This window comes from Bradyrhizobium sp. ORS 285, from assembly GCF_900176205.1.
In the GTDB taxonomy this organism is placed as follows: domain Bacteria; phylum Pseudomonadota; class Alphaproteobacteria; order Rhizobiales; family Xanthobacteraceae; genus Bradyrhizobium.
In genome coordinates, this window is sequence record NZ_LT859959.1 from 7732791 (window position 1) to 7753147 (window position 20357).

The 20357-nt window shown below is 65.1% G+C and carries 16 protein-coding genes; 5 read left to right on the plus strand and 11 right to left on the minus strand.

All coding sequences use genetic code 11. The features are described 5' to 3' along the window. Nucleotides 1-136: 136 nt before the first annotated feature. The 8 genes from BRAD285_RS34810 to BRAD285_RS34845 form a co-directional block, all read right to left on the minus strand. A complete protein-coding gene (locus BRAD285_RS34810; RefSeq protein ID WP_050886772.1) occupies nucleotides 137-3241 on the minus strand; it encodes an EAL domain-containing protein in 3105 nt (1034 codons plus the stop codon). Nucleotides 3242-3444: 203 nt separating this feature from the next. Beyond that, complete coding sequence (locus BRAD285_RS34815) at nucleotides 3445-4515, minus strand: branched-chain amino acid ABC transporter permease (protein ID WP_006610287.1); 1071 nt, start codon at nucleotides 4513-4515, stop codon at nucleotides 3445-3447. After that, on the minus strand, nucleotides 4512-5522 hold the full coding sequence (locus BRAD285_RS34820) for a branched-chain amino acid ABC transporter permease (RefSeq protein ID WP_006610286.1): 1011 nt from the start codon (nucleotides 5520-5522) through the stop codon (nucleotides 4512-4514). Before BRAD285_RS34820 ends, BRAD285_RS34815 begins: the two co-directional genes overlap by 4 nt. After that, on the minus strand, nucleotides 5519-6241 hold the full coding sequence (locus BRAD285_RS34825; protein WP_006610285.1) for an ABC transporter ATP-binding protein: 723 nt from the start codon (nucleotides 6239-6241) through the stop codon (nucleotides 5519-5521). Before BRAD285_RS34825 ends, BRAD285_RS34820 begins: the two co-directional genes overlap by 4 nt. Further along, on the minus strand, nucleotides 6238-7002 hold the full coding sequence (locus BRAD285_RS34830) for an ABC transporter ATP-binding protein (RefSeq protein WP_035645073.1): 765 nt from the start codon (nucleotides 7000-7002) through the stop codon (nucleotides 6238-6240). Before BRAD285_RS34830 ends, BRAD285_RS34825 begins: the two co-directional genes overlap by 4 nt. Nucleotides 7003-7093: 91 nt before the next feature. Beyond that, nucleotides 7094-8287: a substrate-binding domain-containing protein gene (locus tag BRAD285_RS34835; RefSeq protein ID WP_035645070.1), complete on the minus strand. Its 1194-nt coding sequence runs from the start codon at nucleotides 8285-8287 to the stop codon at nucleotides 7094-7096. Between the two features lie 135 nt (nucleotides 8288-8422). After that, the gene (locus tag BRAD285_RS34840; protein WP_006610282.1) at nucleotides 8423-10201 is read right to left on the minus strand and encodes a bifunctional diguanylate cyclase/phosphodiesterase; all 1779 of its coding nucleotides are present in this window, start codon (nucleotides 10199-10201) and stop codon (nucleotides 8423-8425) included. Nucleotides 10202-10392: 191 nt separating this feature from the next. Then, nucleotides 10393-11355 (minus strand): sensor histidine kinase, encoded by a 963-nt coding sequence (locus tag BRAD285_RS34845; RefSeq protein ID WP_006610281.1) that lies wholly within the window; start codon nucleotides 11353-11355, stop codon nucleotides 10393-10395. A 181-nt stretch (nucleotides 11356-11536) separates the two neighbouring features. On the opposite strand from BRAD285_RS34845, the gene BRAD285_RS34850 reads away from it, so the two are divergent. Then, entirely contained in the window at nucleotides 11537-12379 is an 843-nt protein-coding gene (locus tag BRAD285_RS34850) for an SDR family NAD(P)-dependent oxidoreductase (protein ID WP_006610280.1), read from the plus strand. A 142-nt stretch (nucleotides 12380-12521) separates the two neighbouring features. On the opposite strand, the gene BRAD285_RS34855 is transcribed toward BRAD285_RS34850, so the two are convergent. Next, a complete protein-coding gene (locus BRAD285_RS34855; protein WP_006610279.1) occupies nucleotides 12522-13898 on the minus strand; it encodes a cytochrome P450 in 1377 nt (458 codons plus the stop codon). A gap of 965 nt (nucleotides 13899-14863) precedes the next feature. Continuing rightward, nucleotides 14864-15019 carry a hypothetical protein gene (locus BRAD285_RS35970; protein WP_006610278.1) on the minus strand — a complete coding sequence of 52 codons (156 nt, stop codon included), beginning with the start codon at nucleotides 15017-15019 and terminating at the stop codon, nucleotides 14864-14866. Between the two features lie 487 nt (nucleotides 15020-15506). Here BRAD285_RS35970 and BRAD285_RS34870 point away from each other — a divergent pair, with 487 nt between their 5' ends. From BRAD285_RS34870 to BRAD285_RS34885, 4 genes are all read left to right on the plus strand, one after another. Beyond that, the gene (locus BRAD285_RS34870; RefSeq protein ID WP_006610277.1) at nucleotides 15507-17096 is read left to right on the plus strand and encodes a tyrosinase family protein; all 1590 of its coding nucleotides are present in this window, start codon (nucleotides 15507-15509) and stop codon (nucleotides 17094-17096) included. 67 nt (nucleotides 17097-17163) lie between these two features. Beyond that, a complete protein-coding gene (locus BRAD285_RS34875) occupies nucleotides 17164-17520 on the plus strand; it encodes a hypothetical protein (RefSeq protein WP_006610276.1) in 357 nt (118 codons plus the stop codon). 78 nt (nucleotides 17521-17598) lie between these two features. Beyond that, nucleotides 17599-18243, plus strand: a complete 645-nt coding sequence (locus BRAD285_RS34880) for a DJ-1/PfpI family protein (protein WP_006610275.1) — start codon at nucleotides 17599-17601, stop codon at nucleotides 18241-18243. Nucleotides 18244-18449: 206 nt separating this feature from the next. Next, nucleotides 18450-18860 (plus strand): response regulator, encoded by a 411-nt coding sequence (locus BRAD285_RS34885; RefSeq protein WP_006610274.1) that lies wholly within the window; start codon nucleotides 18450-18452, stop codon nucleotides 18858-18860. A gap of 143 nt (nucleotides 18861-19003) precedes the next feature. Here the strand turns inward: BRAD285_RS34885 and BRAD285_RS34890 are convergent, their stop codons facing one another. Beyond that, nucleotides 19004-20242, minus strand: a complete 1239-nt coding sequence (locus BRAD285_RS34890) for an LLM class flavin-dependent oxidoreductase (RefSeq protein ID WP_006610273.1) — start codon at nucleotides 20240-20242, stop codon at nucleotides 19004-19006. Between the last annotated feature and the right edge of the window lie 115 nt (nucleotides 20243-20357).

Consider the following 20357-nt stretch of genomic DNA (forward strand, 5'->3'; position numbering starts at 1 on the left):
CACCACAACGTCGCAGGGCGTTGCCGGGCGGCGTTGTGGTGTCATCAGTGTGATCGCGGTCGCGACCGCGCGCCGCTGTCAGCGCATCCTCATCGCGCCGGCCGATGATCGCGCAAACGGAGCCCGCCGACCGACGTCAGCCGGCGGCTTGCAGGTCCTCGGCGGTCGCCGCGTCGGGCGCGAACAGCTTGCGCAACTCGGCGGCCGGCTTCGGCGCGCTGAACAGGTAGCCCTGCATCTCGGTGCAGCCGAGCTGGCGAAGCGCGGTCTGCTGCGCGCCGGTTTCGACACCCTCCGCGGTGGTCGTCATGTTGCTGGCAGTCGCGATGCTCACCACCGCCTGAACGATCGCCGAGGAGCTTCCGGCGTCGATGTCGCTGACGAAGCAGCGGTCGATCTTGATCTTGTCGAACGGGAACCGCTTGAGATAGCTCAGCGACGAATAGCCGGTGCCGAAATCGTCGAGCGCGATGCGCACGCCCATGTCATGCAGCTGATGCAGAATGCTGAGCGCGACGTCGTCGTCGCTGATCAGCACCGCCTCGGTGATCTCGACCTCGAGCCGCTCCGGCGCGAGACCGGCGGCGGAGAGCGCGCTCGCGATGCGTAGCGCCAAGGTCGGCGATTTCAATTGCACCGGCGAAACATTGACCGCGATGCGGATGTCGGCCGGCCAGCTCGCGGCTTCCGCGCAGGCGGTGCGCATCACCCAGTCGCCGATCTCGTTGATCAGCCCGGTGTCCTCGGCGAGCGGAATGAAGTCGAGCGGCGGCACCATGCCGCGCTCGGGATGGCGCCAGCGCAGCAGCGCCTCGCAGCCGGTCATGACGTTCTCGGTGAAGCCGAGCAGCGGCTGGTAATGCAGCTCGAACTGGCCTTCGGCAATGGCGCGGCGCAGGTCCTGCTGCAGCTGCAGCCTGGCGCGCGCACTTTCATCCATCGACGGTTCGAAGAACCGGAACGTGTGGCGGCCGCCGGCCTTGGCGGCATACATCGCCAGATCGGCATTTTTGGTCAGCTGATCACACTCGACGCCATCCTGCGGGGCCAGCGCGATGCCGATGCTGGCATCGGTCGACAATTGGTGACCGAGGCAGCGATAGGGTTTGCGGATCGTCTCCAGAATTTCCCGCGCGGCCACCATGACTTCGTCCTGGTCGGCCACCGTCGTCAGCAACACGGCGAACTCGTCGCCGCCGAGCCGAGCGACCATGTCCTCCGGCCCGAGGCAGCTCTCGATGCGTCGCGCGATCGTCTTCAGCAGCTCGTCGCCGACATGATGGCCGAGCGAGTCGTTGATGCCTTTGAACTCGTCGACATCGATGTAGAGCAGCGCGAAGAACGTGCCGTGGCGCGTGCGCTCCAGCTCCTGATCGATCCGCTCGCGGAACAGCACGCGGTTCGGCAGCTCCGTCAGCGCATCGAAATGAGCAAGGTGGGCGATCTTCTCGTCGGCCAGACGCCGCTCGGTGGTGTCCTCGATCACGTTGATCAGGTAGCGCGGCCGGTGCTGCTCGTCGGCGATGGCGATGCGCCGCGAGGTGATGTAGCGCGCACCCAGCGCAGGCGTCTGCCAGGGATGCTCGGCCAGGACCAGCCCATCCGGCTGCTCCAGCGCGCGATCGTCGTCGGCGGTCACCTTTTCAGCCGCCGATCGCGGCAGCAGGTCGAACACCGTCCGGCCGACGATCTCGTCGCCCTGCAAGCCGAAGCCGCGCTCGGAGGAGCGGTTGACCAGCACGTAGCGGCGGTCGCGGACATCCTTGACCATGATGTGCGACGGGATGTGGTCGATGATCTCGCGCAGGAACGCATGATTGCGGTCGCGCTCCTGCTCCAGCCTGCGATGCTCGCTGATGTCCTCGATCGTCGTGACCCAGCCGCCCGACGACAGCGGCTTGTCGATGACATTGAAGAAACGACCCGAGCTCGCCTCCGTGACCATCTGCGACGTGCCGCCGGCTGCGGCCCGGCTGATGACATCTGCGCAGAAATCCGCATCGTTGCCGACGAAGGCGCCGCGAGCCTTGCAGTGCGCGACGACCTCGCGGAGGTGCATGCCGGGCCGGATCACGTCGGTGGACAGGTCGAGCAGATCGATGAAGCGCTGGTTGAACATCACGACGCAGCCATTCGCGTCGAACGAGATCAGCCCCTGCGTCATGTTGTCGAGCGCGGTCTCGACCCGCTGCTTCTCCTCCTCGAGCTGCTGAGTTGCCATCCGATTCTGGCGCACGATCTGACGGATCATCAGGCTGAACATGACGGCGATGACGAGCACGGCGAGCATCGCCGCCGCGACCAGTAGCACCATCTGCGAACGCCAATCGGCCAGCGCGTCGTCGACGGTCTTGGTCGCCGTCATGGTGAGCGGAAAGCGGCCGACCTTGGCGCCGGCTGCGATCTTCTCGACATCGTCGACCGGACTGGTGATCAAGCTGGTGTGGACGTTGCCGTCGGCCACTGTGCTATGCAGGTCGGCGGTGGCGATCTTGCGTCCAATGATTGACGCGACATGCGGATAGCGCGCCAGCACCGTGCCGTCAGCGTGGAACAAGGTGATCGCCGCGTTTTTGCCGAGCGCGATTGACGCCATGAAGGTCTCGTAGGCGCGCGGGTCGACACGGCGCGTGAGCAAGCCGAGGAATTCGCCGTTGGCACCGCTCAGGCGATGCGCGACGATCGTGGCCCAGCCGCCGGTGACGCGGCTCATCACCGGAGCGATGACGAAGCCGTCCAGCTGTGAGGATGATTTGAGGTCCTTAAAATACGGGCGGTCGCTGACATCGATGGCGGGCAGCGGATCGTTGATCGACCAATTGACGAAACGGCCGTCGTCGCCGATGAGGGTCAGGTCGCCCATGTAGGACAGGCCATTGACCTGTGCCTGCAGCATCTCTTGGATGTCGGGCTGTGACATCCGGGCACGGAACGCATCAGGGGAGGCAATCGATCCCGGCTGCAGGCGTCGGACCACGTGCGCCACCGCCGTCTCGGCGTCCTCGAACTGCTGGCTGAAATGCCGGCTCAGCAACAGGACCGTGTTCTCGAGCTCGCGCTCGTTGTTGGCGATCGTGCGGGCGCGAAAGTCGTTCGCCATCACGATCGTGCCGATGACGATGGCTGCAATCAGCAGCGCACCGCAGGCGATCAGCCACGGCACCGGCCCGCGCCAGAGGGACGTGCCAACCCGTTCCGGCTCGATTGCACCGGCCCCCGACGTGTCTGCTGCGCCCTGCATGCCCTGATCGACCCGGAAGAAGATGACGTGTTGCAAGCAAGCTTGATAACAAGGCAGTGGTACCGGAGGGGTTAGGAAACGCGGTTAGCCGCGGCTTAAGGCGACGAAGAAACGTCGTCTCAAACAGGCGATTCTCCATCGGAGTACCGCGCGGCCGCTGTCATCGCGGCCGCGATGCGCAGAGTTTTAATGTTATTTGCAGCTCAGCGTGAGGAGCTCGGCTTGCTGCGCAAGCGGCCGACGACCCCGGTCGGAAAGAAGTAGACGCTGGCGATGAACAGCAGGCCGAGCCACAGCAGCCAGCGGTCCGGATGCAGCAGGCCCGGCAGCAGCGGCAGCCCTGCCTCCGACGCGGCCGTCGAGGCGATGCTCATCAGCGCCTGCAGATAGTTCTGCGCCAGGATGAAGATCGCAGCGCCGATGATCGCGCCATAGATCGTGCCCATGCCGCCGATCACCACCATCAGCAGGATGTCGAGCATGATCGAGAACGACAGCGAGGTGTCGGGGCCGGCATAACGTAGCCACAGTGCGTTCAGCATGCCGGCGCAGGCCGCGATCATGGCCGCGATGCAGTTGGCGTAGGTAAGGTGGAAGACGGTGCGGTAGCCGAGCGCCTCGGCGCGAAACCTGTTCTCGCGGATCGCCTGCAGCACGCGGCCGAACGGCGAGTTGACCACGCGCAGCAACGCCAGGATCATCAGCGCGCAGGCGGAGAACACCAGGTAGTAGGTCAGAATGCGGCCGTTGATCGGGAAGCCGAACCACTCCTTGCCGATGAACACGGTGCCGGGGCGCAGCAGCTCGGGCAGCTGGAAGCTGCGGCCGTCCTCGCCGCCCGTCAGCCACGACAATTGCGAGGCCAGCACCAGGAAGGCGGAGGCCACGGCGAGCGTGATCATCGCAAAGAAGATCGCCTCGACGCGCAGCGAGAACAGCCCGATCGCGAGCGCCAGCAGCAGCGCGAGCGGCAGGCCTGCGGCGACGGCGACGGCGACAGAGGTCCAGTTGGGGCCGAGGCCGTAGAGCGCGATCGCGATCGCGTAGGATCCGATGCCGTAGAACATGGTGTGGGCGAACGACACTGAGCCGGTGTAGCCGAGCAGCAGGTCGTAAGAGGCAACCAGCGCCGCGAAGATGCAGATCTTGGCGGCGACGTTCAGCGCCTTGGCGCCAGGGAAGATGAAGGGCGTCGCCAGCAGTGCGAGCACGATGACGACGAGGAGGACGGACAGCGCGCGGCTGCGCGGCGGATCGCCGGAGAGGATCATCATCGGCTGGTCACCGCATAGAGGCCGCGCGGCCGCCACATCAGAACGGCGACCATCAGCAGGATGTTGGAGACGAGGGCGAGCTTGGGTACCAGGAAGCCGCCGTAATTGGCGACCATCGCGACCAGGATCGCGCCGATGAAGCAGCCGGTGATCGAGCCGAGCCCGCCGATGATCACGACGATGAAGACGAGCACGGTGAGCTCGTCCCCGATCGAGGCATGGACCTGCTCGCGATAGAGACCCCACATCACGCCGCCGAGGCCGGCGAGTGCCGAGCCGGTCATGAACACGCCGAGGAACAGACGGCGGATGCGATAGCCGAGCGCCTCGACCATTTCGCGATTCTCGACGCCGGCGCGGATCAGGAGCCCGATCTTGGTGCGGTTCAGCACCAGCTCGATGGCGATGAAGATCACGAGGCCGATCAGCCGCGCCAGCAGCCGGTATTTCGAGATCGCGATATCGCCGAGGATGAAAGAACCGCGGAATGCCGTGGGCAGCGGCAGTGGGATGATCTGCGGGCCGAACAGCGCATACAAGGTCTGCTCGGCAACGATGAGGCCGCCGGTGGTCATCAGGATCTGCTTCAAGTGCTGTCCATAGACCGGCAGCACCAGGACGCGCTCGACCACGAGACCGAGTGCACCGGTCACGCCCATCGACAGTAGTGCCGCGGGAACGAGAACGGCGAGGTTGGTCATCAGCGAATCGGCCTGCGCCCAGCTCGCGAGCGGCAACAGCACCAGCGTGGCGACATAGGCGCCGACGGCGATGAAGGCACCGTGGCCGAAGTTGAGCACGTCCATCAACCCGAAGACGAGCGTCAGGCCGGAGGCCATGATGAAGATCATCATGCCCATCGCGAGGCTCGCCACCGTCAGCGTCACCCAGGAGCTCGCCGAGCCCACCAGCGGGATCATCAGGAGCGCCAGTACGACGGGGAGCAGCAGCGGCGCGATGTCGCGCTTCGGCTTCGGCAGCGCGTCGGTTGCGGCGATCTCGCTCATTGATGCGCCTCCAGGCTGAGGCCAAGCAGGCGCTCCTGCAGCGGCACGTCGGCGGCGAGCGCGGCCATCGCGCCGCGATGGACGATGGTGCCGTTGTCCATCACCAGCACCTGGTCGCCGAGCTCGCGCGCGGCGTGGAAGTTCTGCTCGACGAGGAGGATGGTGGCGCCACGGCGCTTGATCTCCTTCAGGCACTCGATCAGCGACATCACGATCGCCGGCGCCAGCCCCTTGGTCGGCTCGTCGATCAGGAGCAGCTTGCGCGCCTCGACGATCGCGCGCGCGATCGACAGCATCTGCTTCTGGCCGCCCGACAGGCTGCCGGCGCGCGACAGCCAGAATTTCTTCAAGGCGGGGAAGAAGCCGAAGATCCAGGCAAGCTGCGCGTCGTCGAGCGGACCGTTGCGGGCCGCCAGCACCAGGTTCTCCTTGACGGTGAGATCGGAGAACACCGCCATGCTCTCGGGCACGTAGCCGACGCCGCGCTGGGCGATGTCGGGTGTCGCGAGCTTCTCGATCGGCTCGCCGGCAAGTGAAATGCTGCCGCTCTTCGCCTGCCAGAGTCCCATGATGGTCCGCAAGGTCGTGGTCTTGCCGGCGCCGTTGCGGCCGAGCAGCATCGTGGTCTGGCCCTCGGGCACCTCGAAGTCGACGCCCTGGAGGATGTGATAGCGGCCGATATAGGTCTCGACGCCGGTGAGCTTCAGCAGCGCGCTCATGCGGCGCTCCGCGGCGACACGCCGAGATAGGCTTCCTGCACGATCGGCGAGGCGATGACCTCCGCCGGCTTGCCGTCAGCGACGAGCTGGCCGTTATGCAGCACGATGATGCGGTCGGCGAGCGAGCGGACGACGTCCATCTTGTGCTCGACGAGCAGGATGATCTTGCTCTTGTCCTGCTTGAGCCTGGCGATCAGGTCGAGCACGACCGGCACCTCGTCGATGCTCATGCCGGCGGTCGGCTCGTCGAACATGAACACCTTCGGCTCCAGCGCCATCATCAGCGCGACTTCGAGCTTGCGCTGGTCGCCATGCGACAAGGTGGTCGCGGTGACGCTGCGTCGGCTACCGAGCGCGACCTGGTCGAGGATGGCATCCGCGCGTGCGATCAGGTCGCGCCGCGCCATCCACGGACGGAGCAGATCGTAATGCGTGCCGCTCTGCGCCTGCACGGCGAGGCGGACATTCTCCTCGACGCTGAGATTCGGAAACAGGTTGGTGAGCTGGAACGCGCGTCCAAGGCCGGCGCGGGTGCGCAGCGGTGCGGACAGGCCAGTGATGTCGCGACCGTCGAACAGGATGGCGCCCGAGGAGGCCGTCAGCTGGCCGGAGATCAGGTTGAAATAGGTGGTCTTGCCGGCGCCGTTGGGGCCGACGATCGCAGTCAGCTCGCCGGGCCGAAAGCTGCAGCTGACGCTGTTGACCGCGACATGGCCGCCGAAGCGGATGGTCAGATCGCGGGTTTCGAGGGTGAGGGACATGACGCCAGCTGTATGACTTCCAAGTATCGCTTCCAAGTATCGCTTCCAAAGTGGACGTGCCCGGCGCGAGGGCCGGGCACGGATTGCATCCTTAGCGCTTGTTGCGGATCGGGATCGTCATCTCGTCGATCTTGATCTCGCGGACCGGCTCGTTGACGGCCCAGGCGAGGTTCGGATCGACCTTGACCCGGAAGTGATACATGCTCTGCAGCGCCTGGTGATCCTCCTTGCGGAAGATCATCTTGCCCTTCGGCGTGTCGAACTCCATGCCCTCCATCGCGGCGATCAGCTTCTCGCTGTCGGTCGACTTCGCCTTGGTCACCGCGGTGACGACGGCCATCGCCGCGGAGAAGCCGCCTGCGGTGAAGAAGTCCGGCGGCGCGTTGAAGCGCTTCTGGTGCTCGGCCACCAGCCAGTCGTTCACGGGGTTCTTGGGGATGTCATAATAGTAGTAGGTGGCGCCTTCCATGCCCGGCAGCCGCTTGTAGGCGGCGAGCGCCGGCAGGATGTTGCCGCCGGTCGACAGCTCGATGCCGTAGCGCTTCGGATCCATGTCCTGCAGCTTGGTGAGCGGGTCGCCGGCGCCGGCCCAGATCACCCAGATGATCTTCTTGCCCGGCTTGTCCTTCAGCGCATCGAACAGCCGCTGGCCGACGGCCGTGAAGTCGGTGGTGTTGGTCGGCACATATTCCTCGGCGCCCAAGGTCGCGCCGGTCTTGGCCAGCGCCTCCTTGAAGGCAGCGACGCCGTCCCGGCCGAAAGCGTAGTCCTGCGCCAGCGTCGCCACGGTCACACCCGGCTTGCCGATCGCCACCGCGTTGGAGATCGCGTCCTGCGAGGAGTTGCGGCCGGTGCGGAAGATGTAGCGGTTCCACTTCTCGCCGGTGATCTGGTCGGCCACGGCCGGCTCGACGATCAGGATCTTCTTGTTCTCCTCGGCGACCGGGAGATCGGCCAGCGCCGCGGCCGACGACGTCGTGCCGATCGCGATATCGGCGCCGTCGTCCTGATAGGCTTCGGACAAGGCGGCCTTCGACAAATCCGGCTTGCCCTGGTCGTCCTTGGTGATGATGACGATCTTGCGACCGTCGATCATGTTGGTGCCCTTGGTGGCGTATTCGAAGCCGAGGCGGAGACCGGCTTCGGTCTGCTTGGCATAGGCTTCGAGCGGGCCGGTCTTGCCGTAGATGAGAGCGATTTTCAGATCATCGGCCTGGGCCGCGGTGGCCAGCAGGGCTGCAGTCAGTGATGAAACAATGCCTTTGAAAATATGTGACGTTCTCACGAAGCCTTCCTCCCAGCTACCGGCGGCTGTTGTCTGCAACTGATAGTGTGCAGGCTTAGGGCCGGTCAAGGCGCTTTCGGCGGCAGTCTGGCTTCGCTCATACTTTGTGCTGACAGGTCCTCGTTCCGATTGATGTCAGCGGCGATACCGGCTGCTGCGTGCGTAGGCCTGTCGATTTTCCTGCACAGCGCGACTGGCGAGGCTCATGCGCGCTTCGCTTGCAAGCGGCACCGCGGGCTTCAGCTCCTCGAGGAAGATCGGGCGCGAGAAGTAGTAGCCCTGCGCATAGCGGATCTTGGTCGCGGCCTGCAGGTAAGCGAGCTCCTCGAACGACTCGATGCCTTCGGCGATCACGGTCATGCCGAGCGCTTCGCTGAGCGACTCGATCGCGCGCAGGATGCCCTGGCTGCGCGGCCGCTTGTGGATGTCCGTGATGAAGGAGCGGTCGATCTTGATCTCGTCGGCGGTGATATCGGCGAGCGCCGACAGCGACGAATAGCCGATGCCGAAATCGTCGATCGAGATGCCGACGCCGATCTCGCGCAGCAGCGGCACGATCTCGTCCTGGAAATGGCTGCGGGTCACGAAGGCGTCCTCGGTGACCTCGACCATGAAGCGCTTCGGAAACCCGGTCGCCTCGAGGGCGCGTGCGAACGGCTGCATGAAGTCCGGATTCGACGCCTGCTTGGCAGCGACATTGATGCTGATCGTCGCGTCCTGGCCGAACGTGTCGTTGATCAGGTCGATGGACTTGACGATCTCGTCCAGCACGAGATGCGCCAGCTCGTCGATCAGGCCGAGCTCGACCGCAAGGTTGATGAAGGCCCCCGGCGCCTGGATCACGCCCTCATTGTCGCGCAGCCGCACCAGGGCCTCGATGCCCTTGATCTCTTCGGTGCGGATATCGACCTTGGCCTGGAACGCGCAGCAGAAGCGCTTCTCGAGAATCGCGAGCCGCAGCGACTGCTCGACCTTCATGCGCGCCAGCGCCTCGTGCTCCATCGCGCTGGAGAAGAAGGCCAGCGTGCCCTTGCCGCTGTTCTTGACGCGGTACATCGCAAGGTCGGCATTCTGCCGCAGCACGTCGTAGCTCGCGCCATGCTCGGGAAACAGGCTGACGCCGACGGAGGCGGAGGCGAACACCTCGGCGCCATCGATGAAGAATGGCGCATTCAGACGATCCAGCAGGGCGTGGAGGAATTCGGCGACCTCCTCGGCGCGCTCGATCGGATGCAGTAGCAGCAGGAATTCGTCGCCGCTGATGCGCGACAGCAGGTCGGATTCGCGCAGGTCGCGGCTGATGCGCTTGGCGAGCTCGATCAGCAGCGCGTCGCCGGTGGCGTGGCCGTAATAGTCGTTGATGTACTTGAAATTGTCGAGATCGAGGAAGGCCAGCGCGAAGCGCCCTTCGACACGGCCGCGGCGAACCAGCGTATCCGCTCGGTGCTCGACGACGCGGCGCATCGGCAGCCCGGTCAGCTCGTCATAATAGGCGGCGCGGAACAGCTGGTCCTCGAACTCCTTCTGCTCGCTGATATCAGCCGAACTCGAGATCAGCACCTGGCGGTCGCCGATGCGCACTGGCCGATGGGCGGTCAGCAGCGTCTGCGCGCCGCGCTCGCCCGTGACCTTCTCCTCGGCGATCACGGTGCGACCCCGGCCGAGAATCTCGCGGCAGCTCGTTCGCCTGATATCCAGATGCGGCGCCGAGACGCCGTCGACGCTGTTGGCGGCGGCGCCAAGCTGCACGGCGGCTGTATCGTTAACGAGAAGAAAACGACCCTGCTCGTCCTGCACCGTGACGCCCGACGGCAGCTGGCTGAGGACGCTGCGCAGGAAGCGCAGCTCGGCCTCGGTGGCGCCCAGCCCGTCATTGGCGTCGGGGGAAAAGTTGAAACGGTCGCTGCTGTACATGCGCCGATTGTGCAAAGTTCCCGCTTCATTTTAGTTAAGCGGTACGTAGAAACACGGAATGCGCGAACCAAGTATCTGGGACGCCGCGCGTTTGTGCCGCGGTGTCATTAACGGATCCTCAATTTGGTCTGGCACTGCTGGCCCGCGCCTGCTGCAAAAGTCGTAGGCCAAATTGGCCGCCCGCCGGCGCCTCAGCTCGGCGGCACCCGGCACTGCATGGTGCAGTGAAGACCGGTTGCGAGAAACGTCGTCTCGGTGCTGCCGTCGAACGACGACAAGGCCGCCCTCAGCAGCTTGGTGCCGAAGCCGGGCTTGCCGATCGGGCCGGGCGGCGGTCCCTCGGCTTCGACCCAGGTCAGCTTGAGGCGGTCGCCCTGCATCGTCCATGACACCTGCAGGAAGCCGCGGGGGGAAGCGAAGGCGCCGTATTTGCCGGCGTTGGTGGCGAGCTCGTGGAAGATCAGCGCCAGGCTGACGGCGAGCTTGGCAGGAAGATACAGCGGATCGCCGGTGAGCTCGAAGCGGACATGGCCGTAGGGTCCGAGCTCCGACGTCAAGAGATCCCTGAGATCGCAGCCCTGGGCGTCGGCGCGCGCGATCAGGTCGTCGGCGGTCGCGAGCGCGCGGATGCGCTGGTCGATGCGGCCCCAGACCTGCGGCTGGTCGTGCAGCACCTGATGCAGCACCGCGTGAATGGTCGAGGTCTTGTTCTTGAGCCGGTGATGCAACTCGTCGACCAGCAGCTTGCGATACTGCTCCTCTTCGGTCAGCCGCCGCGCGATCTCGCGCTGCTTGGCGGCCAGAGAGCGATAGTGATTGACGCCCCAGATCACCAGACCTGCGACCGTCAGATACATCGTCATCAGTGCGAGCCGCGCGCCATCGGCCGGGCCGCCGCCAAAGTCGAGCACGAGGCCAAGCGCTGCGCCGAGAATCGCAGTGGCGAGGCCAACGCCCGATCCGCCCATCGCCGTGGCGAAGAACACGGCCGGCATATAGGGCGTGAAGAACACGTCGGGCCGCAGATGCGCCATGCCGTAGCGGATCGCGGTCGCCGCGATCAGGCACATCGCTGCAAACAGGCAGCTCCATGTCAGCGATGGCTGCTGCTCGCCCCGCCAGACCCGCTTGATGTCGTCGATGAGTCGCGTCATGGACTCCCATCAGCCTCAATCGCGCAACCAAATTAAGGCCGACGTGGCGGTAATTTGTCCAGCTGATGAAAGCTGCTTCGCTTATACTGCAATTCCAAATGCAGGATGGTGGTTCCATGACAGGAACTCGTCGTGCATCGGGGCCGGATGATCTGCAAACAATCAACAGGAGGAGTGGGGGATGGGACGGTTGGACGGAAAGGTGGCGGTGATCACCGGCGCGACCAGCGGCATCGGCTTGCGCACGGCGGAGGTGTTCGTCGCGGAAGGCGCGACCGTGATCGCCGCGGGCCGGCGCCGTGCCGAGGGCGAGGCGCTGGCTGCTCGGCTCGGTGCGAGCTGCATTTTCCACCAGACGGATGTCACTGATGATGCGCAGATGCGCGCGCTGATCGATCTCGCTGTGCAGCGCTTCGGCCGGCTCGACTGCCTGTTCAACAATGCCGGCGGACCGGCGCAGACCGGCGGCATCGAGGGGCTGGAGGCGGATCGTTTCGACCAGGCGATGGCGGTGCTGGTGCGCAGCGTGATGCTCGGCATGAAGTACGCGGCGCCTCACATGAAGAAGCAGGGCGCGGGCAGCATCATCAACAATGGATCGATCGCCGGCCGGCTCGCGGGCTATTCGACGTCGGTGGTCTACAGCACGGCGAAGGCCGCGGTGATCCATCTCACCAAATGCGTCGCCATGGAGCTCGGCGAATCCGGCGTGCGCGTCAACTCGATCTCGCCGGGCCTGATCGCGACCGGCATCTTCGGCAAAGCGCTGGGCCTGTCGACCGAAGATGCCGAAAGGACGCCGGAGACGATCCGCAACGCCTACGCCACCGCGCAGCCGATCCCGCGCGCCGGCCTGCCCGAGGATATCGCACACGCGGCGGTGTTTCTCGCCAGTGATGAGTCCAGCTTCATCAACGGCCATGATCTCGTCATCGACGGCGCCATCACCGGCGGCCGCAACTGGAGCCAGCAGCAGCAGGGCTATCAGGCGATGCGCAAGCTGCTCGGGGATGCGGTGGAGTAGAACCTTCGGTCCATCACCCTGGATTGCTTCGCTTCGCTCGCAATGACGTGCTGATAGAGCCGTGATCTAACCTCCGTCATCGCGAGCGTAAGCGAAGCGATCCAGTTTTGCCTGCGCGCGCTGGTGTTGGCGCATTGCCGACTCACACCGCCTTCAGCTGCACCTTCAGCCCGTCGCGCGGCTTGGGGATCGGCCAAACCTGCCAGCTCGGCTGATAGCCCGGTGCGAGCGAGACCTCGACATTGCCCAGGAAGTGCCGCGCAAAGCATTTCGCCTGCATGTAGGCGAAGTGCAGGCCGAGGCACATATGCGCGCCGCCGCCGAACGGCACCCAGGCGAAGCGGTGGCGGCCGCGCTGCGCCTCGTCGGTGAAGCGCATCGGGTCGAACCGCTCCGGCTCGGGCCAGATCTCCGGCATGTGGTGGGTGTACATCGGATTGATGCCGACGCCGGTGCCGGCCGGAATCGCAAAGCCCTTGAAGGTGAAGTCGCGGACCGGGCGGCGCGGCAGCGACGGCACCGGCGGCATCAGCCGCAAGGTCTCCTGGAACGCCATCTCCGTCAGCTTCATCTTCTCCAGATGCTCCGAGCTCATCGGATCCCCCTTGGCGAGGCCGAGGCTCTCGACCTCCGCCCGCAGCTTCTGCTGCCATTCCGGATGCGCGGCGAGCTGGGCGACGAAGGAGGTCAGCGACGAGGTCAGCGTGTCATGCGCCGCCATCATCAGGAAGCTCATGTGATCGACGATGTCCTGCGTCGACAACAGTGCGCCCTCGTCGTCAGTGGCGCGGCACAGATGCGAAAACAGATCGTCGCCATCTGCCTTGGCGCGGCGCAGCGGAATCTGCTCGGAGAAATAGGCGACGATGCGCTGGCGGCCCTTGACGCCGCGCGCCATCTGCGTGCCCGGCAGCGGCTTGCGGATCGGCGCGACGGCGGCGGCCACCATGTCGATGAAGGCGCGGTTGATGGCGTCGACCTCCGGGCCGATCTCGGTGCCGAGGAAAGACGTCGCGGCGAGGTCGAGGGTGAGCTGCTTGATCGCCGGATAGAACAGCATCTCGCCGGGCCTCTCGCGCCACTGCGCGATGCGCGATGCGATGCCGCGGTCGAGGCCGGCGAGATAGGACTTCATCGGCCCCGCCTTGAACGCGACCGACAGCGCCTTGCGGTGCATGCGGTGCTCCTCGAAATCGAGCAGCATCAGCCCGCGCGGAAACAAGAGATTGAGAATGTGGCCCCAGCCATGGGCGGAGGAGAACAGCTTGGCCTGGTCGAACAGCACCAGCTCGTTGGCCTCGGGGCCCAGCAGCACGACGTTGACGTCGCCGAACATGTGGCTGCGATAGACCGGGCCATATTTCCTGGCGTTGCGCTCGACATGGCCTTTGGGATCGGCGAGCACCTCGAAGGTCTTGCCGATGATCGGCCAGCCTTCGTCGCCGGGAATGTGGGTCAGCGAGTTGCGCCGGGGCGGCGTCAGCCTGATCGTGTCAGAGACCACATGCTGCATCGACATCTCGGGATTCCCTCTCGTCTGCTGGCTGTGTCTGCCATTCGCTGTCTCGGGGCCGACTTCATGGCGGTCGGCATCTCCGGACTGTCTGGCCCTCATTGATAGGCAGTTGCAGCGGCGATGCAATACGCTCCGGCGTCACATCATCGGTCCGTCGTGTTGCATCGCAAGCGGCTGCGATCTCGCGGCGCCGTGGCGTCCGAGGGATGGATGATGCCGCCGTCCTCGAGAGGAAGGCGCGGGGAATGCCGGGCGCTGGCCGCACCCATGTCTTTTATGAAATTGGCCCGCCTGCAGAGAAAAAAGCAGGCGGCAGTCACCACAGGTTCAGCCGAGGCATCCCGGCATTCCCCGCGCGATGGTTTTCACGCTTATGGCGCGCTCTCCCCGGTGTCCGGCCTTTAGCCACCGTCATCAGCGGGATCATCACCCGCGACTTGGCGCCAGCTTCGGGGCGCCAGGACCACGCGTCTTCACGTCCGCAAGCCGGCTGTTCGTCGGCGGGCATCACACCCGCTGCAGCACGCCCGCGGCCACCGCATCCCGCCCCCAACGTCTCGTGACGATCGCGAAGCGCCCCTCTGATCGAGACGGGACAACGTGAAGGTAGATCAGATTCTGAAAAACGAAAGAGATATATTTTCGCGCGCGGGACTGGGCATGGGTGATGTGATTGAAGTGGTTCGCGAAATGAGTCTCGGCGCGCACACTTACATGGCGATCAACCGGCGATCCCCAGGCCGCGAAGGAGTTTCGCGTCTCGCATCGGCGTCTGGCTGAAAGCGATTTGCCCGTCGGGTCCGATGGGCGGATCAGTTTTCGACCAGGTGCAATGTCGGCGGATCGATCGATGCAGGATCAGCGGGTGATCCCTTCAGGCCGGCAGGTCTCGTGGCCGATGGAAACCGCCATGGTTTCCGACCTGGCTCCTGCCTGGCTTCTGACGGCACGGATCCGCGGCAAGGCCATCAGCCCGATTTGTTGATCTTCTTCACTTTGGCGTCGGTGGCCTCGATCGAGGCCGCGAGCTCCAGGATCGCTTTGGCCAGGAGGTCGGCGGCCTCCTTGGGATCCTGCGACCGTTCGGCGCGCAGCGCGTAGTTCTTGGCTGACGAGAGTGACATTCGCGACCCTTCCCATGGAAAGCCCGCCGGGCCGAGTCGGCGGGCTCGCTCACTTGCCAAACACACAAGCGGTCACTTGTGGGCCTGCTCGATTCTGCCAAGGCTAGCGGGCCCGAGTTAAGAAATCCTCGTGACGGCCGACATTCCTCGCCCATCGCTGCCGATTGCGGGGCGCGTGATCCGTCGCGTCTTCTCGACGCGTAGCAGCTGATCAGCGGCTTCTCGATCTGCGGGCAGATCGGCGCAATGATCATGAAGAGCGTCGGCGCGCTCAACGTCAACAGGGTGGCCATCGTCACCGGTCGATGGCGATACGCTGTCGCCTTTGCCCGTTCCACGCTTGTCAGTTGAATCGGGAGCTTGTCCGCGGCGCAAGCCGTTGCTCCGCGATGCCGCAGGCGAATGATTCTTGTTGTTCAATCCCTGGTAGATGAGCTAGACTGTCGACGAAAGCGGGACGTGATGCTCGATTGCCGGGGAGAAGGCCATGAGCGCTGCGCTGCGGGTACGTCGCTCGATCCAGGATCTGCAGGACGAGTTCGACAAGGGCAACAAGAAGCCGCTCGAAGATCTGATGCGCGCCTGGAAGGGCATCAAGGAGCTCCCGCCGAATGATCCCCGGTCGTTCTTCGTGCTCGGCGGCTATCACGGCGAGCCGTTTCGTGGCGCGGGCTGGGGCAACGCGCAATATTGGGGCGGGTACTGCAACCACGGCAACATTCTGTTCCCGACCTGGCACCGGGTCTACCTGCTGAAGCTGGAGGATGCGCTGCGCAGCATTCCCGGTTGCGCTGACGTCACACTGCCGTTCTGGGACGAGACCAGCGAGGCATCGCTGAGCAAGGGCATTCCGACCGCGCTGACCCAGAAGGACGTCGTGCTGGACGGGCAGACGATTCCCAATCCGCTGCGCTCCTTCGTGTTTCCACACGGCATCGTGGATCACCTGAGCCCGATCCCGGATGCTGATTACAGCAAGCCGAAAGGCTACGAGACGGTCCGCTATCCGCTGTCGGGACTGGTCGGGACCGAGGCCGACCGCGCCGCGACCGAGGCGCACAATGCAAAATTCCCCGACTACGACACCAATGTCGGACTGCTGAACGAGAACATCCGGACCTGGCTGTCGGCCGCCGTCATGGTCGAAGGCAAGCCGATCGGCGGCGGGCACGTCCGCGACAAATACGCCGCCTGCCTGAACGCGCCGAACTACACGGTGTTCTCCAACACCACCTCCGCCGCGCAATGGTTCGACGACACCGGGCAGCGGGTCGTGCCGCTCGAAAGTCCGCACAACAGCATTCATCTGGCCGTGGGCGGGTTCGATCTGCCGAACGTGTTCGACGCCTCGCCGATCGACGGCGCCAACGGCGACATGGGCGAGAACGACACCGCCGGCCTCGATCCGATCTTCTTTTTCCATCACTGCTTCGTCGACCGGGTGTTCTGGCTCTGGCAAAAAAAGAACGGCTTCACCGACCGGCTGGAGATCATCCCGCAATATCCCGGCACCAACTCTGTCGACAGCCAGGGGCCGACGCCGGGCACCGCCGCCAATGCGTGGCTCACGCTCGATTCGCCGCTCGATCCGTTCAGGCTGACGCAGGACGGCCAGGAACGTCCCTACACGTCACAGGACTGCACCAACATCGAGACTCAGCTGGGCTACACTTACGGACCCGGCTCGCTGGAGCAGCCGGGCGCGCTCGAGGCCGTGGCGGCGACGTCCACCGCGCGCACGATCAGCGTCCGCGGCCTCAACCGCGCCCGCATTCGCGGCTCTTTCCTCATCAGCGCCTTCGCCACGGTCGACGGCAAGCGGCAGCACATCGGCACCGAGGCCATCCTCAGCCGCTGGCATGTCGAGGGCTGTGCCAACTGCCAGACGCATGTCGAGGGCCGGGCGGCGATCAGCACGCATCCGCTGGGTGCGTTCGCGGCACAGGTGACACCCGACCAGATCGACGTGCAGGTGCGCACTCGCGACGGGCTGCTCGGCGGCGGTGTCCAGCCGCTGGCCGCCGCAGCGCCGGCCTCTGCGCCGGCGAAGCGGCTGTTCAAGGTCGAGCTGCGCTAGCGCCAGCGTGTTCAGCGAATGCTTACGCGCCGGGGATGCTGACGCACCGAGATCAGGAGGATGGACGATGTCCGACGCATTTCCTGCCGTGGGCCACAAATATCTGGTCGATTTCCGCGCCGCGAGCGGCCGCGGCTTTCGCGTCCAGCTCGATTTCGCCTCTGAGGCATCGCTGACCTATACGGGCATCGATGCACAGGGGCATCCGATCCCGGACAGCTCGGAGACGGTCGACATCACGGTCACGCCGATCCGTGACCTGCTGTTCCTGGTGACATGGCAGGAGCGCGAGGGCACCACCGTGGTGCATCTCGAGGACTATCGGATGAACACGATCATCACCAATATCACCGAGCCGCCCGGCAAGGCCGGTGACCGCCCCGCCTTCTCGACATTCCACGGCACAATGTCGCAGGTCGCGTAAGCGTCAGGCCGAGGCCACATCGCGCCGGCGTCATGACATGTCGGGGCTCGGATCGCAGCATCAGCCGGAGATTCTCCCATGAGGCTTGGAATTCCGATCTATGAAGGCGTCAATCTGCTCGACGTCGCCGGCCCGCTCGAAATGTTCTACTGGGCGGGCCAGGACAACGACCTGCAGACGGTCCTGGTCTCTCAGGACGGCGGGGAGGTGACCTCCATCAACGGTGTGCGCTTCGCGGCGCAGGCGAGCTTCGCCGAGACGCCGACGCTCGACGTGCTCTGGGTGCCCGGCGGCAAGCCGGAGGCGCTGGAGCAGATCATGACGAATCCGGCACACCCCTATCTGGAATATCTGCGGCAGATCGCGAGTCGGGCGACCTGGGTCTGCTCGGTGTGCGAAGGGTCACTGCTGCTCGCGCGAGCCGGGCTGCTCGACGGCCACGACGCGACCACGCACTGGTATTTCACCGCTTGCCTGCAGAGCTTCCCAGGGATCAAGGTGGATACGGAGCGCAAGCGCTTCGTGGTGTCGAGCAACGCCTCGGGGAAGCGACTGACCGGCGGCGGCATCTCGGCCGGACTGGACGAGGCGCTGCAACTGATCATCCTGCTGTTCGGCCAGAAGAGCGCCGAGGACGTGCAGGTCACGACGCAGTACTTCCCGATCCCGCCGGTCATGGGCTCCATCCCGGCTTCGCCGTCCTGTCCGATCCGCTGGACGTGAGACGCAGGGACGGCGGAGCCCGCCGGCCGTCCGGACCGCGGCTTTCTGCGCGCAGGCAGGCGCTCCGAGCGCAGACGCCTCGGCCGCGACACCGTAGCTTTACGGGCCGGAATCTTTACCTCGCGGCCATTGGCGGCGCCTAGGAACGCCCAGACTTTGCGTCTGGACAATCTGGCGTCTGGTCAATGGCTAACGAGGGCAGGACCATGAGCAATCAGTTGCTGGTGATCGAGGATGCCGAGGTGCATCTCTCGATTCTGCGCAAGATCGCCGTCCAATGCGGCTATGAGGCGACCTGCGTGACGTCGGTCGAGGCGGCGTCCGAGGTGCTGCGCGACAAGACGTTCGACTGCATCACGCTGGATCTGTCGCTCGGCGACCGCTGCGGCGCCGACATCCTGCTGCTGCTCAACGAACTGAAAATACGCACGCCGGTGATCTTCATCAGCGGCGCGGAGGATGGCACCCGCGAGGAGCACGTCCGGCTCGCCACCGTGCTCGGCCTCGTCGTCTATCCGCAGTTCCAGAAGCCGGTCGACCTGCCGGCGCTGCGCGAGACGCTCAAGCAGATCGCGACGCTCGCCGACTGCGAGCGGCTGGTCGCGGCGGTGAGGTAGCAACACTTTGTAGGGCGGATGAGCGCAAGCGTAATCCGCCGACGCGTGCAGGCTTTCTCCATTCGTGACGCTTGCGAGATAGCGGTATCCGGCTTCGCCGGATGCGGCGGATTACGCTTGCGCTCATCCGCCCTACTTTCTTTTCACCCTCTGCGCTTCGCCGCCTCCTGCAGGTCCGGCGCATTGACCGCGGGAATCGCGATGCGGCCCGGTCCGGTCTGCGACAGCGCGGCGGCGGCCTTGTCATTGCCCATGATCTTGGCCATCACGGCCTGTCCGGCGCGCTCGAAGATCTCACGGTTCTCGATGACGAATTTCTGCGAGCGGCGCAGGCCGTCGATATAGCCGTTGATCTCCGGCACGACGTAGCGCGCGACCATGTCCCAGCTGCGCCGGGTGTTCTCCGGATTGGCCCAGTCGTGCACGAAGCCGATGATGTGGCCCACGCCACCCGACACCTGCATCAGGTTCTTGATCGTCTTGACGAGATCGTCGGGCGTGCCGATCGTCGAGGCCGCGCCCTCGACGAAGGCGGTCTTGTCGACGGCCTCGTCCGGCGACGAGAACGGCTTCAGGCCGGGCCGCATCAAGGTGCCGACCGTATACTCGTTGTGCCAGCGCATCAGCCCGGGCCCGGCCTCGCGGCGCGCCTGTTCGCGGGTCTCGGCGATGTGCCAGGACAACAGCACGCGCCAATTGGCGCGGCTTACCGTGGTGCCGTGCTTCTTCGCGGCATCCTCGGCGAACTCCCATTGCTGCGGCAGCGCCATCAGGCCCTGCGTCGACATCGAGCCGAGCGAGATGATGCCGATGCCGTATTTGCCGGCGAGCGTCATGCCCGACGGCGAGATCTGCGACGCCACGACGAACGGCATCTCCTCCTGCAAGGGCAGGATCTGCAGCGCGGCGTCGTTCATCGTGAACCAGTCGCTCTTGGCGGTGACGCGTTCGCCGTTGAACAGGCGGCGGATGATGGCGATCGCCTCGTCCTGGCGGTCGCGCTGTGTCATCGGATCGATGCCCAGGGTGTGCGCATCGGAAGCCAGCGCGCCGGGGCCGGAGCCGAAGATGGCGCGGCCGCCGGTCATGTGGTCGAGCTGCACCATGCGCTGCGCCACGTTGTAGGGATGATGATAGGGCAGCGAGATGACGCCGGTGCCGAGCCTGATGCGCTTGGTGCGCTCGCCGGCGGCGGCGAGGAACATCTCGGGCGAGGCGATCATCTCCCAGCCGCTCGAATGATGCTCACCGCACCAGAACTCGTCATAGCCGAGCTCGTCGAGCTGAGAGACGAGATCGAGGTCGCGGCGGAATTGCAGCATCGGATGCTCGCCGATCGGATGATGCGGAGCGAGGAATGCGCCGAATTTGAGCCGCGCCATGTGGTTTTCTCCCCAATGGAATTTCATTGTTGCTTGCCGGTCAGGCTAATCGGCGCATCGTTTGTAGGCAATCATCTTGCCGCTCACGCGAGAGCGGTGCATGCCTGCCATTTGT